General features: G+C 67.3%; 14 protein-coding genes. All 14 read left to right on the forward strand.

The features are described 5' to 3' along the window. On the forward strand, positions 1 to 638 hold a 638-nt coding region (locus OXF11_07890; protein ID MCY4487023.1), incomplete at its 5' end, for a CoA transferase. A gap of 10 nt (positions 639 to 648) precedes the next feature. Then, positions 649 to 1,296, forward strand: a complete 648-nt coding sequence (locus OXF11_07895; GenBank protein MCY4487024.1) for a hypothetical protein — start codon at positions 649 to 651, stop codon at positions 1,294 to 1,296. A gap of 131 nt (positions 1,297 to 1,427) precedes the next feature. After that, positions 1,428 to 2,489, forward strand: a complete 1,062-nt coding sequence (locus tag OXF11_07900) for an amidohydrolase family protein (GenBank protein MCY4487025.1) — start codon at positions 1,428 to 1,430, stop codon at positions 2,487 to 2,489. A gap of 107 nt (positions 2,490 to 2,596) precedes the next feature. Next, positions 2,597 to 3,715 carry an amidohydrolase family protein gene (locus tag OXF11_07905; GenBank protein ID MCY4487026.1) on the forward strand — a complete coding sequence of 373 codons (1,119 nt, stop codon included), beginning with the start codon at positions 2,597 to 2,599 and terminating at the stop codon, positions 3,713 to 3,715. A gap of 42 nt (positions 3,716 to 3,757) precedes the next feature. Next, positions 3,758 to 4,591 (forward strand): CmcJ/NvfI family oxidoreductase, encoded by an 834-nt coding sequence (locus OXF11_07910; GenBank protein MCY4487027.1) that lies wholly within the window; start codon positions 3,758 to 3,760, stop codon positions 4,589 to 4,591. Between the two features lie 95 nt (positions 4,592 to 4,686). Continuing rightward, positions 4,687 to 6,162, forward strand: coding sequence for an amidase family protein (locus tag OXF11_07915; protein ID MCY4487028.1), 1,476 nt, complete (start codon positions 4,687 to 4,689; stop codon positions 6,160 to 6,162). Between the two features lie 22 nt (positions 6,163 to 6,184). Further along, positions 6,185 to 6,739 carry a carboxymuconolactone decarboxylase family protein gene (locus OXF11_07920; protein MCY4487029.1) on the forward strand — a complete coding sequence of 185 codons (555 nt, stop codon included), beginning with the start codon at positions 6,185 to 6,187 and terminating at the stop codon, positions 6,737 to 6,739. A 5-nt stretch (positions 6,740 to 6,744) separates the two neighbouring features. Then, the gene (locus OXF11_07925) at positions 6,745 to 7,800 is read left to right on the forward strand and encodes an isopenicillin N synthase family oxygenase (protein ID MCY4487030.1); all 1,056 of its coding nucleotides are present in this window, start codon (positions 6,745 to 6,747) and stop codon (positions 7,798 to 7,800) included. Between the two features lie 272 nt (positions 7,801 to 8,072). Beyond that, the gene (locus OXF11_07930; protein ID MCY4487031.1) at positions 8,073 to 10,214 is read left to right on the forward strand and encodes an acetate--CoA ligase family protein; all 2,142 of its coding nucleotides are present in this window, start codon (positions 8,073 to 8,075) and stop codon (positions 10,212 to 10,214) included. Further along, complete coding sequence (locus tag OXF11_07935) at positions 10,211 to 11,011, forward strand: enoyl-CoA hydratase/isomerase family protein (GenBank protein ID MCY4487032.1); 801 nt, start codon at positions 10,211 to 10,213, stop codon at positions 11,009 to 11,011. The genes OXF11_07930 and OXF11_07935 overlap by 4 nt, the downstream gene beginning before the upstream one ends. Positions 11,012 to 11,052: 41 nt before the next feature. Then, a complete protein-coding gene (locus OXF11_07940) occupies positions 11,053 to 12,225 on the forward strand; it encodes a thiolase family protein (GenBank protein MCY4487033.1) in 1,173 nt (390 codons plus the stop codon). Further along, positions 12,222 to 12,638, forward strand: coding sequence for a Zn-ribbon domain-containing OB-fold protein (locus tag OXF11_07945; GenBank protein MCY4487034.1), 417 nt, complete (start codon positions 12,222 to 12,224; stop codon positions 12,636 to 12,638). The genes OXF11_07940 and OXF11_07945 overlap by 4 nt, the downstream gene beginning before the upstream one ends. Positions 12,639 to 12,748: 110 nt before the next feature. Then, positions 12,749 to 13,918 carry a cobalamin-independent methionine synthase II family protein gene (locus tag OXF11_07950; protein MCY4487035.1) on the forward strand — a complete coding sequence of 390 codons (1,170 nt, stop codon included), beginning with the start codon at positions 12,749 to 12,751 and terminating at the stop codon, positions 13,916 to 13,918. Then, on the forward strand, positions 13,915 to 15,082 hold a 1,168-nt coding region (locus OXF11_07955; GenBank protein ID MCY4487036.1), incomplete at its 3' end, for a S9 family peptidase. The genes OXF11_07950 and OXF11_07955, both read left to right, overlap by 4 nt.

A 15,082-nucleotide genomic window follows, 5' to 3' on the forward strand; every position in this document is an offset into this window, starting at 1 on the left:
TGATGGCGCGCCACCATACCGGCCGCGGCCAGTTCGTGGACGCGTCGCTGCTGCGCATCAGCCTGGCGTTCATCGAGTCCCACATGGCCGACTACCTGAACGGCGGCGAGGCCATCACCCGGGAGAATTTCCCGCGGGGGCGTATCTATTGTTTCGTTCCCAGCGACAAGAAGGCCCTGGTGATCCACCTCTCCGGACACCAGAAGGCCTGGGAAGGCTTGGTGACCGCCGTGGGACGCCGGGACCTGCTGGACGAGCCTCGCTTCGCCACGCGAAAGGACCGCTGGGAGAATCACTACGACATCGTTCCCATCCTGCAGGCGGAGTTCGAGAAGAAGCCGCGAGATCACTGGCTCGAGGCGCTGGACGCGGTGAGTGTGCCCAATGCGCCGATCTACAAGATCGACGAGGTACTGGACGACCCGCAGGTGAAGGACCTGGGCCTGCCGCAGGAGATCCGGCATCCCAAGATGGGGTCGAGCAACCTCATCGGCAACGCCATCCAGTTGTCCGACACGCCCACGCGTTTTCACCGGGCCGCGCCGCTGCTGGGCGAGAACACCGAGGAGATCCTGCGCGAGTTGGGCTACGACGAGGAGGCCCTGGCGGAGCTGCGCGAGGGCGGCGTCACTTCATAAGGGGGAGTCCATGACCAGCAGCGAGTTCGTTCAGGAGTTGCGGGACAAGGTCCGGGCCTTCTGCGCCACGTTGGACGATCGGCCGCCGGCGTACAGCTACGTTCCCCTGACGACCGACGAGGAGCGCGTCCGGGTCATGAAGAGCCGGCTGTGGAACGAGCTTCGGGCCGCCGATCTCTTCGGCGGCTGGCTCAAGACCACCCCGGAGATCGAGGTCAAGACCATGATGGCGCGGTCCGCCCACGAGGAGATGGTGCACGCCGGGCTCCTGTCCGCGCGCATCCGGGAGCTGGGGGCGGATCCCTTCGACTACCGCCCGCTGCCGGCGCAGATGTCCATGTTCAACGCCATGGAGGGACTTCCGGACAGTTGCCAGCGGCTGGCGGGCTTCTCCATGGGCGGCGAAGGAATAGCCAACTACCTCATCGAGAAGTGTCTGGCCGCGCCCTCGGTCCCCGACTGGATCAAGGCCCCGTACAAGCGCATCCTGGCCGACGAGGAGGGTCACGGCACCGGTCCCGAGGGAATACTGGAATGCTACGCCACCACCGCGGAGGTCCAGGACGCCGTGCGCCGGGCCGTGGCCATGCGGCTGGTGCTGATGCGGGAGTACCTGGCGAGCCTGGACCGATGGGCCATGAACGAGTCGGAATGGTGAGTGGCGGTCAATCCGGGGGGCCGGCTCCGGGGAATTTCGCGCGGCCTCGAATCTTGACGGCTCAAGACCGGTAATGCTAGACGCTAGGGTAAGTGCGCGAAAATTTGAAACGTTCGCAAGGGGGTAAACAAATGGCCGACAACGGAACACTGGCGGGCTGCGAAGTCATTATTTCGTCCGACTCCCACGTCATGGAGCCGTCGGACGCTCTGGTGGAAAGGGCGCCCAAGTCTTTCAAGGACCAGGTGCCCCGCTTTCCGCAACTGAAGTTGGGGGAGAGCTTCCAGACGCAGCCGGGGGGATCGGACCCCAACAAGCGTATCACCGAGATGGAAACCGACGGCGTGAGCGCGGAGGTCCTTTTCCCGACCTATCTGCTGCCGCACTTCGCCATGGACGACGCCAAGCTGCAGGAAGTGTCGTTCCGCGCCTACAACGACTGGGTCATGGATTACTGCTCGGTGGCGCCGAACCGGCTGGTGGGCGTGGCCGCCATCTCCATGTACGACATCGACCACGCGGTGGCGGAGCTCGAACGCGCCGCCAAGGCGGGGCTCAAGGGCTCGCTCATCTGGCAGGCGCCGCACGCGGACCTGCCGTTCCGCTCCGACCACTACGAGAAGTTCTGGGCGGCGTCCGCGGACCTCGAACTGCCGGTGCACCTGCACATCCTCACCGGCCACGGCTACCACAAGCAGACGGTGTTCGGGAACAAGCGCATCGGCGTCGAGCCCTACCGCGGCAGCGTCAACCTGAAGCTCCAGGAGATCATCAACGCGGTCTTCGACTTCATCTTCTACGGCATCATGGAGCGCCATCCCAAGCTCAAGTTCGTGTGCGTCGAGAACGAGATCGGCTGGATGCCGTTCATGCTGCAGCAATGGGACTACTACTGGAACCGCTTCAAGGGGGAGAACCCGATTTCCATCACCAAGAACCCGAGCGAGTATTTCGTCGACCAGTTCTACGGCACGTTCTTCCGCGACACGGTCGCCGGGCACAACTTCGAGTGGTGGGGCCAGGACAACTGCATGTGGTCCAACGACTACCCGCACGCCAACTCCACGTGGCCGGAGTCGAAGCGCTACATCGACCGCGACCTCGGCCACCTGCCGTCGGACATCCGGAAGAAGCTGGTCTACACCAACGTCAGGAACCTCTACCAGCTCGACATTCCTCATCCCGTACAGTAACGCGAAAGCCGCCCTCCGCGAGGGCGGCTTTTCTTTTCCATCGGGGACGAGCGCGGCGTGGCCGGCAGGCCGCGCGCGTGCGCTTCCCGCAAGCAAGGGGCAAGCTCATGGCAAGGAACGGCTTCAAGGTATTCGATAGCGACATGCACATCATGGAACCAACGGACCTGTGGTCTCGGTACATGCCGCCGGAGTTTCAGGCACAGGCTCCGCTGGGACGGACGTCCGAGAACGTTCGGGACTTGGGGCTAAGCTTCCCCGACAAGGCGGCTGAAGTGCGCCGCACCGGCACGGAGGAGCATCGCGGCCGCAACTACGAGAAGAACCAGAACACCTACCGCGACCACTCTGGGAGGGGCTGGACCGGTGAGGTGCAGCTCGAGGCCATGGACGTGGAGGGCATCGACGCCGCGGTGCTGTTTCCGACCAGGGGCCTCCATGTGCTCACCTTTCCGGGACACACGCCGCAATTCGCCGCGGCTCTTGCGCGGGCCTACAACGACTGGCTCCACGACTTTTGCCGCGCCGATCCGAACCGGCTGTTCGGCGCCGGCATGATCTCGGTCTACGACATCAACGACGCGGTGGAGGAGACCCGCCGGGTGGTGGGCGAGTACGGCTTCCGCACGGTCTTCCTGAGGTCCAACGTCGTCAACGGCAAACCCCTGCACGACCCGTACTACGAGCCCCTGTGGAATACCCTGGAGGAGTTGGCCCTCCCCATCGGGTTCCACGAAGCCACGACTTCCCGCGCGGCCCAGGCCGGCGAGCAGTTCGAGCCCAACTTCGGCCTGAGGCGCGTCTATTCCCAGCCCTTGGAGCAGATGATGGGGCTCGGGAGCTTTGTTGGCGGCGGCGTGCTCGCGCGTCATCCCAGGCTTCGGGTGGCATTCCTGGAAGCCAACTGTTCGTGGCTGCCGTGGCTTCTCTGGCGCTTCGACGAGGGTTTCGAGCGGGAGGGCGACGTTTACATGCCCGATCTGGACCGGAAACCCAGCGACTACTTCAAGGACCAATGCTGGATTTCCATCGAGCCGGACGAGACCCCGGCGCGGTTCACCATCGAGGAGTTCGGCTACGACCAACTCGTCTTCTCCACCGACTACCCTCATGGCGACTCCAAGTATCCTCACGCGGTGGAAGGGTTCCTGGAGCTCGACCTGTCCGACGAGGCGAAGCGCAAGATCCTGTGGGACAACTGTGCGCGGTTTTACGGTTTTGACTAATCAAGTCGAATAAACGGACTACCCGATCCGAAGGAGGGCGCGATGGCGAGACCCGAAGAGGCGGCACAGCCGGAATGCATCCAGGGCGTGGTCAACTACCTCAACAAGGATACCGAAGCCCCCGCGAGCTACGGCGGCATGAGCCAGAAGGAGGCGGACCGCAAGCGCAGGGGCAAATACGAGAGCCATACGGTCACGATCCACAATGCGCGGCTCCTGGCCGCCGAGCTTTCGCTGGAGCGCGAGGGCTTCGTGTTCGTGCGCCACGACACGCAAATGAAGGACTTCTATGACCAGGAGGAGCTGCGCTCGGTCTACTACAAGGAGACCGAGGATCTGGTGAAGAAGACCTCCGGGGCGAAGCGCGTGGTGGTGTTCGACCACACGCTGCGCTCGGGCGACGAGGCCACGCGGGAGGCGAAGCAGGTGGGCGGCCCGGTGCGCGGCGCCCACAACGACTACACGGACTGGTCGGGGCCGCAGCGGGTGCGCGACCTCCTGCCGGACGAGGCCGAGGAGTTGCTCAAGGGGCGGTTCGCCGTGGTGCAGACCTGGCGCCCCATCAACCGGCCGGTGATACGGGATCCGCTGGCCATCTGCGACGCACGCAGCACCGGCATGGAGGGGGCCATACCCACCGCGCGCATCTACCCGGACCGGCGCGGCGAGACGCTCCACTACACCTTCAATCCCGACCATTACTGGTACTACTTCCCGCACATGGAGCGGCACGAAGCGGTGGTGTTCAAGACCTTCGAGTCCGAGAAGGACGGGCGCGCGCGCTGGACCCTGCACTCGGCCTTCGACGACCCGGACACGCCGTCCGATGCCCCGCCCCGCGAGAGCATCGAGATGCGCACCCTGGCGTTCTTCTAGCGTAACCCCGAAACCGTCATTCCGGGCTTGACCCGGAATCCAGGGGAGGAGGCGGGGCATTCCCGCCCGATGGGCATGTTTAGCAGGAGATCCACATGAGCAACTTCGACGTCGTGGAAACCACCATCGAGGCCGTCCACAAGGCCTACGAGTCGGGGCAGTTGACCCCGCGCGAACTGGTGCAGGCGTACATCGACCGCATCGAAGCGTACGACAAGAACGGCCCGGCCCTGAACTGCGTCATCACGGTCAACCCCAACGCCCTGGAGGAGGCCGACCGGCTCGGCGCCGCGCCCCGCGGCGGCCCGCTGCACGGCATTCCCGTCATCTTCAAGGACCAGGGGGACGCCAAGGGCATGCCCACCACCCTGGGCAGCGTCCTGTTCAAGGACTACTACCCCGACCGCGACTGCTTCGTGGTGGAGCAGCTCAAGAAGGCCGGCGCCATCATCCTGGCCAAGGCCACCCTGGGCGAACTGGGGGGCGGGGACACCCACGGCTCGCTCTTCGGCTCCAGCCGCAATCCCTACGACATCGAGCGCACGGTGGGCGGCTCCTCCGGCGGCTCGGGCGGTGCCGTGGCCGCCAACTTCTCCACCGTGGCCGTGGGCCAGGAAGGCTACGCCTCCATCCGCCGGCCGTCCACCTGGAACTGCGTCGCGGGCATGCGCCCCACGCCCGGGCTGGTGAGCCGGGGCGGCGTCTACGACGGCTGGCCCGACATGACCGGTTCCCTGGGCCCCATGGCGCGCACGGTCACCGACATGGCCAAGCTGTTGGACGTGATGGTGGGCTACGACCCCGACGACCCGGTGACCGCTCGCGGCGTCGGCCACGTCCCTCCGAGCTACACCGATTTCCTCGACGCCAAGGGACTCGGCGGCGCCCGCCTGGGAATTCTCCGGGAGCCCATGGGATACACCTCGGAGCCCGACACCGACGATTTCCGCCAGATCACCGAGGTCTTCGACAAGGCGGTGGCGGACCTCAAGGCCGCCGGAGCCGAGGTGGTGGACCCGGTGGAGATACCGCAGCTCAACGAGCTCCTGGCACAGCGGTCGTGGAACCCCAACAACGCCGACGAGGCGTTCAGGCTGTACTACGGCAGAAGCGCGAAGCGGCCGTTCGAATCGCGCCAGGAGGCCATGGCGTCGCCGGAGTTCGCCAAGGTCCACTACAACGCCCAGAACCGCTGGAAGGCGCCCCTGGACGCCGACAAGCACTACCAGTACCTGCTGGCGCGCGAGAAGCTCATGGGCAACCTGTTGAAGGTCATGGCCGACCACCGGCTCGACGCCATCGTGCACAAGTCGGTGGAACACCAGCCCACGGTCATCCGCGACGGCATTCAGCCGCCCTGGGTCAACATGCGCGGGGTGCCCCACATCAACACGTTCCTGATTTTCGTTTCGTCGGTAGTGGCTCCCGGAGGGTTCACCCGGGACGGCCTGCCGGGAGGCATCACCTTCCTGGGAAGGCCCTACGACGACGCGCGCATGATCCAGTTCGCCTACGCCTACGAGCAGGCCACGCACCACCGCAAGCCCCCGGCCACCACGCCGGCGCTGTGAGTCGTGTCGGAGAGGATCGAGCATGCCCCGCATACCGGAGCTGACCGAACGGGAGGCCATACCCGAAGACCAGCGCCACCACTATGACTCCATCATGGCGAGCCGGAAGCGCATCGGAGCGCCCTATGCCAACCTGCTCCATTGCCCGGACCTGGCGGCACGCACCGCGCACTTGGTGGGGTACTCGCTCTTCACCTCGGACTTCCCCCGCAAGGAGAAGGAACTGGTCATCTGCACGGTGGCCCGGGAGATGGACTGCGTGTACGAATGGGCCGCCCACTCCGGCCACGCCCTGGACGCGGGTGTGCGCGAGGAGGCGGTGGCGGCCATCCGTGACCGCAAGGCGCCCGAAGGGCTGAACGAGGACGAGGCCCCGTTCGTCCGGTACGTGCAGGAGCTGTTGCGGCCGCCGCACCGTGTCACCGAAGCCACCTTCGCGGCCTTGCGGGAGCGCCTCGGGGACCAACGGCTGGCGGAACTGACCGGCATCGTCGGCGGCTACGTCGGCCTGGCGTGCTCGCTCAACGCGTTTCGGATCGGCGCGCCCGAGGGCATGCCGGTGCTGCCCACGGGGTGAACGGCATGGCCAAGGCTTTGCGCGAGTCCGCGCTCGACACCGCGGTGGCGAGCGGCATCCCGGTGCTGGACCTGGCCGATTACCTCGCCGGTGTTCCCGGCGCGTTGACGCCCTTGGCCGCCGAACTGCGCCACGCCCTGGAGCGCGTGGGCTTCTACTACATCCACGGACACGGGGTGCCGCGGCGGCTCATCGACTCCGTGTTCACCGAATGCGCGCGCTTCCACGCGCAACCGCCGGACCGGAAAATGGCCGTTCGCGGCAACGAGCACAACGTGGGTTACATGCCGCTCAACGGCTACGTGTCCCGCAGCTCGCGCGTGGAGACGGCCACGCGTCCCAATTTCGTCGAGGCGTTCTTCCTCAAGCGCGATCTGCCCCTGGATCATCCGGACGTGGTGGCGGGGGTGCGCTACCGTTGCGCCAACCCGTGGCCCGACGCGCGGGTCCTGCCCGGCTTCCGGGAAACGGTGGTGGCGTATCTCGACGCCATGGAGGCGCTGTGCAAGCGCATGCTGCCGGTCTACGCCACGGCGCTGGAGCTGCCGCCGGACTACTTCGACGCAGCCTTCCGCGAGCCCCAGTACACCCTGCGGCTGTCCCACTACCCGCCCGAGGAGCAGGGTGACACCGACCAGTACGGCCTCGCGCCCCACACCGATTCGAGCTTCCTCACCATGCTGCCGCAGTCGGAGCTCCCCGGTCTGGCCATCGGCATGCCCTCGGGCGAGTGGGTGGAGGCGCCCGTCGTGCCCGGCACCTTCCTGGTCAACTCCGGGGACATGCTGCGCCGCTGGACCAACCACCGGTTCCTGTCCACGCCGCACCGGGTCATGAACCGCAACGCCGGCCGTGACCGCTACGCCATCCCGTTCTTCTTCGACGCCACCCACGACTTTCCCATGGCGTGTCTGCCTTCGTGTCACGGGCCGGGCGATCCGCCCCGTTATGAACCCATCACCTACGGCGAGTACATGCGCTGGTTCGCGCGCCAGTACGACCACGTGCGCGCCCGTGACAGCCACGAGCCCGCCGACCCCGGCGTGCCCACGGTCAGGTGATCCGAGCGGGAACGTGTAGTGGCGTCAATGTCAAGATTACATGTCAATTTGACAACACCTTCTGTGGATAAGGCCTGTGAATAATGCCCGGACGAGCAGAAAACCGCCCTATCCATCCGCGACCCAGCGGATTGCCCAATATCCGGGCAGCGGTTTTTTCCGGAATTTCAAGGAGTTGCGGAGAAAGGGCATCTTGGGCTTCCAACACGCGGACTCAATCCACTGCGCGAAGCGCGAACGGGTCGCCGGTAAGTGACTGATTTTCAACGGACATGAGCGGAAACGACAACCTCAAGGCGCTGCTACGGCCGCGATCCGTGGCGGTCGTGGGCGCGTCTCCCAAGGGGAGCACCGGTGGACGGATCCTGGGGAACCTGCTCGCGTCGGGCTTCCAGGGAGCGGTCTATCCGGTGAATCCCAACTACGGCGAGATCCGCGGCAAGGCGTGCTACGCGTCGGTGGCCGCGTTGCCGGAGACGCCGGACTGCGTGGTGGTGGCGCTGCCGGTTACGCGGGTGCTCGAAGTCATCGAGGAAGCGGTGAACGCGGGCGTACCCTCGGGCGTGGTCGTGGCCGAGGGCTTCGCGGACGGCGACACGGCGGCCGGACGGCGGCGCCAGGAGGAGCTTCAGCGTCTGGCGGCCGTTGGCGGGATGGCCGTGACCGGCCCCTGCTGCATGGGGCTGGCGAGCCTCAAGTACGGCTTCGCCAACTCCTATTTCTCCATCCCCGAGGACGCCGTGCCCGGCGGTGTCTCGCTCATCTCCCAGAGCGGCGGGCTGACCAACGCCGTCACCGAGTTGGGAGCGAGCCGGAACATCGGCTTCAACTACATCATCTCCAGCGGCAACGAGGCCGTGGTGGAGATGGCCGACTACATCGAGTACCTCGCCGACGATCCGGAGACGCAGGTGATCGCCTGCCTCATGGAGGGGGCCAAGGACGGCGCCAAGCTGCGGCGGGTGCTGGCGGCCGCCACCCGGAAGAAGCCCGTGGTGGTGCTGAAGCTCGGGCGCACCGAGTCCGGCCGGCGCGCCACCGTCGCCCACACAGGCACCCTGGCCGGGCGCCAGGAGGCCTACGCGGCCCTGTTCCGCGAGACCGGGGTGGCCCCGGTGGAAACCATCGACGAGCTGGTGGAGACCGCCGGCCTGTTCCTCCACGCGCGGTTGCCGGCGGGCGGCAAGGTCGTGTTCCTCACCATCTCCGGCGGAGCCACGGCGCTCATCAGCGACGTGAACGCGGCCGCGGGACTCCAGGTCCCGCCCTTGTCGGCGGCCCTCAACGGAAGGCTCCAGGAGATCCTCGGGGTGGAGGACCGCCCCTTCAGCAACCCCATCGACACCGTCGGCATGCCGCGCATCGAGCGCGGAGACAATCTCACGACGGTCCTCGACACGCTCCTGAACGACGACGGCGTCGATCTGGTCGGCATGGCCCTGAGCGCCAAGCGCACCACCGGCGCGGGCCAGCAGAAGCTGCTCGACCAGGCGGTGGCGTGCGCGACGAAGGCGGCGAAGCCGCTGTTCGTCCTGTCCCTCGCCTCCAACAGCCTCACCGGCGACTACCGGACGTTTTCCGCCGACACCGGCGTGCCCATCCTGGAGGACGTGGCCGGCGGCATGAAGGCGGTGCGCCGGCTGGTGGACTATGCGGCCCACCGCCGCCGGGTGAAGGGTCCGCGGACGCCCGCGACGTCGGTGGATTTCGAGGCACCCGAGCGCGCCGGTGCGCTGACCGAATACGAAAGCAAGCGGATTCTGGCCGGTACCGGCATCGTCACGACGCGGGAAGAGCTCGCCGAGAACCCGGAGCAGGCGGTGGACATCGCCGCGCGCCTCGGCCTCCCGGTGGCGCTCAAGGTCCAGTCGCCGGACGTGCCCCACAAGTCGGATGCCGGCGGGGTCCATCTGGGAGCCGAGAGCGCGGAGGAGGTGGAGGCGGCCTATCTGCGCGTGATGCGGAACGTCAAGACGGCGCATCCGGAGTCGCGCGTTGACGGCGTGCTGGTGCAGGAAATGGTCACCGACGGCCTGGAGGTCATCGTCGGCATGGTGCATGACGTGCAGTTCGGTCCGTTGGTGCTGCTCGGTCTGGGCGGCGTCTACGTCGAGGTGTTCAAGGACGCCGCCTTCCGGCTCGCGCCCGTGGACGAGAACGACGTGCGCGAGATGATCACGGAGCTGCGCGGCGCCGCCCTGTTTCGCGGCATCCGCGGCGCCAAGCCGCGGGACGTGGACGCGCTGGTGCAGTGCGTGGTCCGTTTCGGTGACTTCGTCGCCCACAACGCCGGCCGCTTTACCGCCGTGGAGATGAACCCCGTGATGGTGCGCCCCGAGGGGAGCGGATTGGCGGTGGCGGACGCGCTCATCACGGTGTCTTCCGAACAGGTCGGCAACAAGGAGCTTCAATGACCTACGACAACATCCTCTATGACGTGACCGACCACGTGGCCACCATCACCATCAACCGCCCCGAGTCCATGAACGCCATCAGCTACAAGGCACGGGACGAGTTGCATGACGCGTGCGGCCGGGTGTCCGCGGACCCCGACGTGTGGGCGTGCATCATCACGGGAGCGGGGGAGCGCGCCTTCTCCACGGGGCTCGACTTGAAGGAACGGGCGCGGGAAGTGGACGACTCCACGTTCTTCGACAAGCGCCGGGCGCGCGGCCGGGCGGGCAATCAAGGCCAGAACATGGTGGTGGCCGCGATGGACAAGCCCACCATCGCCGCCATCCGCGGCTACGCCGTGGGCGGCGGCCTGGAGTTGGCGCTGGCCTGCGATATCCGCGTCGCCGCCGAGGACGCCAAGCTGGGCATGTTCGAGGTGCGCCGCGGCCGCCTCGGCGGCGGCGGCGGCACCCAGCGCCTGCCACGCCTCGTCGGCATGGCCAAGGCGTTGGAGCTGTCCCTCACCGGGGAGGCCGTGGACGCCCACGAGGCGTTCCGCATCGGGCTGGTGAACAAGGTGGCGCCGGTGGACGGCTACATGGACGTGGCGCGCGAGATCGCCCGCAAGATCTGCCTGGGCGCGCCGCTGTCGGTCATCGCCATCAAGGAGGCCATCACCAAGGGCATGCAGCTCTCGCTGGACCATGGCCTCAAGCTCGAGAGCGAGCTGGGTCTGGCGCTCTCCACCACCGACGACCAGAAGGAAGGCTCCCGCGCCTTCGCCGAGAAGCGCCCGGCGGTGTGGAAGGGCCGGTAGGCGGAAAACCGGGCGGGAAGGGCAGAGACAGAGGAGGAACCATGAGCACGAACCTGAGCGGCAAATACGCCATCGTCGGCGTCGGCCAGAGCCCCCTGGGCAAGGTGCCGGAGATGGGGCCCATCGGCCTCTTCGCGGTAGCGGCCAAGAACGCCATCGAGGACGCCGGCCTCAAGAAGGAGGACGTGGACGGCCTCATCACCCGTGGGCCGGACGACGTCTACTGCCACCACCAGAAGGTGGGCGAGGCGCTCGGCCTCAACGTCACCTACAGCACCTCCACCGCCAACGGCGGCGCGAGCCAGACCATGGCCGTGGCCATGGCGTGCATGGCCATCGAGGCGGGCGTCTGCAACACCGTGGTGGTGGGCTACGGCCGCGACACCTGGTCGCGCACGCACCGCACCGCCGAGGCCAAGCAGGCGGTGGCCTCCCGGCCCCGGACCTACTCGGAGTTCGGCTCGGAGTTCGGCCAGTTCGGCGCGCCCGTGAACTACGCCGTGGCGGCGCGGCGCCACATGGAGCGCTTCGGCACCACCAAGGCGCAGTTGGGCGCCATCGCGGTGGCGTTCCGGAACCATGCGCGCAAGAACCCGCACGCCTTCATGCAGAAGCCGCTGACGCTGGAGGAGTACCTGAGCGCCCGGCTCATCGTCGACCCGCTGTGCCTGTACGACTGCAGCGTGTTCATCGACGGCGCCGGCGCGGTGGTGGTGACCAGCGCGGAGCGCGCGCGGGACCTCAGGCAGCCGCCGGCGTATGTCCTGGGCTTCGGCTTCGGCAACCGCCTGAGCGGCTGGTACGCCGACGACAACATGATCACCACCGGCGCCAAGGAGGCCGGGGAGGCGGCCTATGGGATGGCGGGCATCGGCCCCAAGGACGTGGACACCGCCCAGATCTACGACTGCTTCACCCACATGGTGCTGCTGCAGCTCGAGGACTACGGCTTCTGCGCCAAGGGCGAGGGCGGGCCGTTCGTCGGCTCCGGGGCGCTGGAAGCCGACGGCGTGCTTCCCACCAACACCTCCGGGGGCCAGCTTTCCGAGGGACACATCGAGGGCATGCTCCAGGTGCTGGAGGGCGCGAGGCAGGTGCGCCGCGAACACACTCCCGAGCGGCAGGTCAAGGACTGCAACATCGCCCTGGTGAGCGGCCACGGCGGCAACACCGTGTGCCAGTCGGCGCTCATCCTGGGGAGGGAAGCGGGATGAGCGATTACAACAAGCCGCTGCCGCCGCCGTCGGTGGAATCCGAGCCCTTCTGGGAAGGCTGCAAGCGCCACGAGCTGCTGGTGCCGCGCTGTGACGCCTGCTCGCACCACTGGTTCCCGCCGGCCGCCACCTGCCCCCAGTGCTGGAGCACGGAGTGGACCTGGGCCCGGGTGAGCGGCAAGGGCAGGATCTACTCCTTCGGCGTCTACCACCGGGCCTACGACAAGGGCTTCGCCGAAGAGCTGCCCTACGCCCTGGTGATCGTGGAGCTGGACGAGGGGCCGCGGCTGACCACCAATGTCGTGGGGTGCAAGGCCGACGAGCTGAGCTGCGACATGCCCGTGGAGGTAGTCTTCGACGACGTCACCGAGGACCGTACACTGTACAAGTTCAAGCCGGTTGACAATGGCTAGAGGGGAACTCTGATCGAATTCCGCCGAGCCGGATGGCGTCCCGAGCGTAGCGGAGCGAAGTCGAGGGACGCCATGATGATTGCCAAGCGTTTGCTTGAACGGAGGTAACCATGCTGCACAGCACCGAACGCATTCTCGTCACCCACACCGGCAGCCTGCCGCGCCCGCGACAGCTCATCGATATGATACTCGCGGAGAACGAAGGCCGGCCCGTCGATCCGGCGGAGTACGAGGACAAGCTCCTGAGCGCGGTCCACGACATCGTGCGCCTGCAGATGGACCTCGGCGTCGACATCGTCGACGACGGCGAGCTCAGCAAGCGCGGATTCGCGGTCTACGCCCACCAGCGGCTCGACGGCCTCACCCCGACCGGCCGGGTGCGGGTGTCGCCTTGGGACAACTCCCGGGAATCGCAGGCGTTCCCGGAGCACTACGGGTACTACAGCCCGGTGCCGGGAGCCAAGCCCAACCCCAGCAACATGCAGATGGTCTGCACCGGCCCCATCGCCTACAAGGCCCAGGAGCGGGTGGTGCAGGACCTGGCGAACCTGAAGGCGGCGGTGCAGGAAGCCGGTGCCGCGGAGGCCTTCGTGCCGGCCATCTCCCCCTGCGACGTGGCCGGCAACCAGGAGAACGAGTACTACAAGAGCGACGAGGAGCTCCTGTTCGCCATCGCCGAAGCCCTCAGCGTGGAATACCAAGCCATCGTCGACGCCGGCTTCCTGCTCCAGATCGACGACCCGCTGCTCATCAACTACTACGTCAAGAACCCGGACCTGAGCGTGGCGCAGTGCCGCGCCTGGGCCGAAGGGCAGATCGAGGCCATCAACCACGCCTTGCGGAACATCCCCGAGGACCGGGTGCGCTACCACACCTGCTACGGCATCAACATGGGCCCCCGAGTCCACGACATGGAGATGAAGGACTACATCGACATCGTCCTCAAGATCCGCGCCGGCGCCTTCTCCTTCGAGGCCTCCAACCCGCGCCACGAGCACGAGTGGACCATTTGGAAGGACATCAAGCTGCCCGACGGCAAGCTCATCATCCCCGGCGTCATCACCCAGTCGTCGGTGGTGGTGGAGCACCCCGAGCTCATCGCCCAGCGCCTCGAACGCTTCGCCGGCGTAGTGGGCCGCGAAAACGTCATCGCCGGCAGCGACTGCGGCTTCGGCACCCAGGCCCTGGAGGTCCCTGAGATCCACCCCGCCATCGTCTGGGCCAAGTTCCAGGCCATGTCGGAGGGGGCGCGGCTGGCGAGCGAGCGGTTGTGGGGGTGAGATCCACGACCGCCCCCTTCGGCACCTGGGAGAGCCCCATCACGGCCCGCATGATGACCGAGGGTGCGGTGGGGATCGGCAGCCTGAAGGCCGACGGGGAGAGCCTCTACTGGCTCGAGTCCCGACCCTCCGAGGCGGGACGGAGTGTCCTCGTGCGCCGGACCGGCAGCGGCGCCGTCACCGACCTCACGCCGGCCCCGTTCAACGTGCGCACCCGCGCCCACGAGTACGGCGGCGGCGCCCTGGGCGTGCGGAACGGCGTCGTGCTCTTCGCCAACTTCGCCGATCAACGCGTGTACCGCCTGGAGGACGGCGCCGACCCGCGTCCCATAACTCCCGAGGGTCCGCTCCGCTACGCCGACTTCGACCTGGATCCGTCGGCCGGTCGGGCGGTGTGCGTGCGCGAACACCATCGCGACGGCGGGGAGCCCGTGAACGCCCTGGTGGCGCTGGAGCTGGAAGGCGACGGCGACGAGGTTCGCGTCGTGGCGTCCGGGGGCGACTTCTACGCCGCGCCACGCCTCTCTCCGGACGGCCGGCAACTCGCCTGGCTGTCCTGGGATCACCCCAACATGCCATGGGACGGCACCTTCTTGTGGCTGGCCGACATGGCCGCGGACGGCGGCCTGGCGAATGCGCGCCAGGTTGCCGGCGGAGCCGACGTCTCTGTTTTTCAACCGGAGTGGTCGCCGGACGGGATGCTCCACTTCGTCGACGATTCCACCGGCTGGTGGAACCTGTACCGCTGGCGCGACGGCGCGCGAGAGCCCCTGTGTCCCCGGCGGGCGGAGTTCGGCCTGCCCCTGTGGCAGTTCGGCATGCGGAGTTTCGGATTTCTGGCCGACGGCCTCCTTGTGTGCCGGGTGATCGAGGGCGGCGTAGGACGGCTCGCCGTCGTCACCGAGGCCGGCCTGGAGACTCTGCCGACGCCGTTCTCGCACCCCGGGCTGCCCCAGTCCCTGGGCGGCCGCCTCGCCTTGATCGGGGCCACCCGTTCGGAGCCGACCCGGCTCAGCCTGTGGAACCCGGACACGGGCGCCGAAGAGGTGCTGAAACGGGCGACGGAGACCACCGTCGACCCGGGCTACATTTCGGAAGCGGAAGCCATCGAGTTCCCCACCGCCGAAGGGCTGTCGGCCCACGCTTTCTACTACCCGCCTCGCA

This window comes from Deltaproteobacteria bacterium, from assembly GCA_026712905.1.
Classification (GTDB): Bacteria; Desulfobacterota; Binatia; order UBA9968; family JAJDTQ01; genus JAJDTQ01.

Coding starts and splice junctions, on each gene's coding strand:
- OXF11_07905 (MCY4487026.1), top strand. CDS start 2,597: ATGGCAAGGAACGGCTTCAAGGTATTCGATAGCGACATGCACATCATG.
- OXF11_07940 (MCY4487033.1), top strand. CDS start 11,053: ATGAGCACGAACCTGAGCGGCAAATACGCCATCGTCGGCGTCGGCCAG.
- OXF11_07900 (MCY4487025.1), top strand. CDS start 1,428: ATGGCCGACAACGGAACACTGGCGGGCTGCGAAGTCATTATTTCGTCC.
- OXF11_07895 (MCY4487024.1), top strand. CDS start 649: ATGACCAGCAGCGAGTTCGTTCAGGAGTTGCGGGACAAGGTCCGGGCC.
- OXF11_07935 (MCY4487032.1), top strand. CDS start 10,211: ATGACCTACGACAACATCCTCTATGACGTGACCGACCACGTGGCCACC.
- OXF11_07920 (MCY4487029.1), top strand. CDS start 6,185: ATGCCCCGCATACCGGAGCTGACCGAACGGGAGGCCATACCCGAAGAC.
- OXF11_07910 (MCY4487027.1), top strand. CDS start 3,758: ATGGCGAGACCCGAAGAGGCGGCACAGCCGGAATGCATCCAGGGCGTG.
- OXF11_07925 (MCY4487030.1), top strand. CDS start 6,745: ATGGCCAAGGCTTTGCGCGAGTCCGCGCTCGACACCGCGGTGGCGAGC.
- OXF11_07945 (MCY4487034.1), top strand. CDS start 12,222: ATGAGCGATTACAACAAGCCGCTGCCGCCGCCGTCGGTGGAATCCGAG.
- OXF11_07915 (MCY4487028.1), top strand. CDS start 4,687: ATGAGCAACTTCGACGTCGTGGAAACCACCATCGAGGCCGTCCACAAG.
- OXF11_07930 (MCY4487031.1), top strand. CDS start 8,073: ATGAGCGGAAACGACAACCTCAAGGCGCTGCTACGGCCGCGATCCGTG.
- OXF11_07950 (MCY4487035.1), top strand. CDS start 12,749: ATGCTGCACAGCACCGAACGCATTCTCGTCACCCACACCGGCAGCCTG.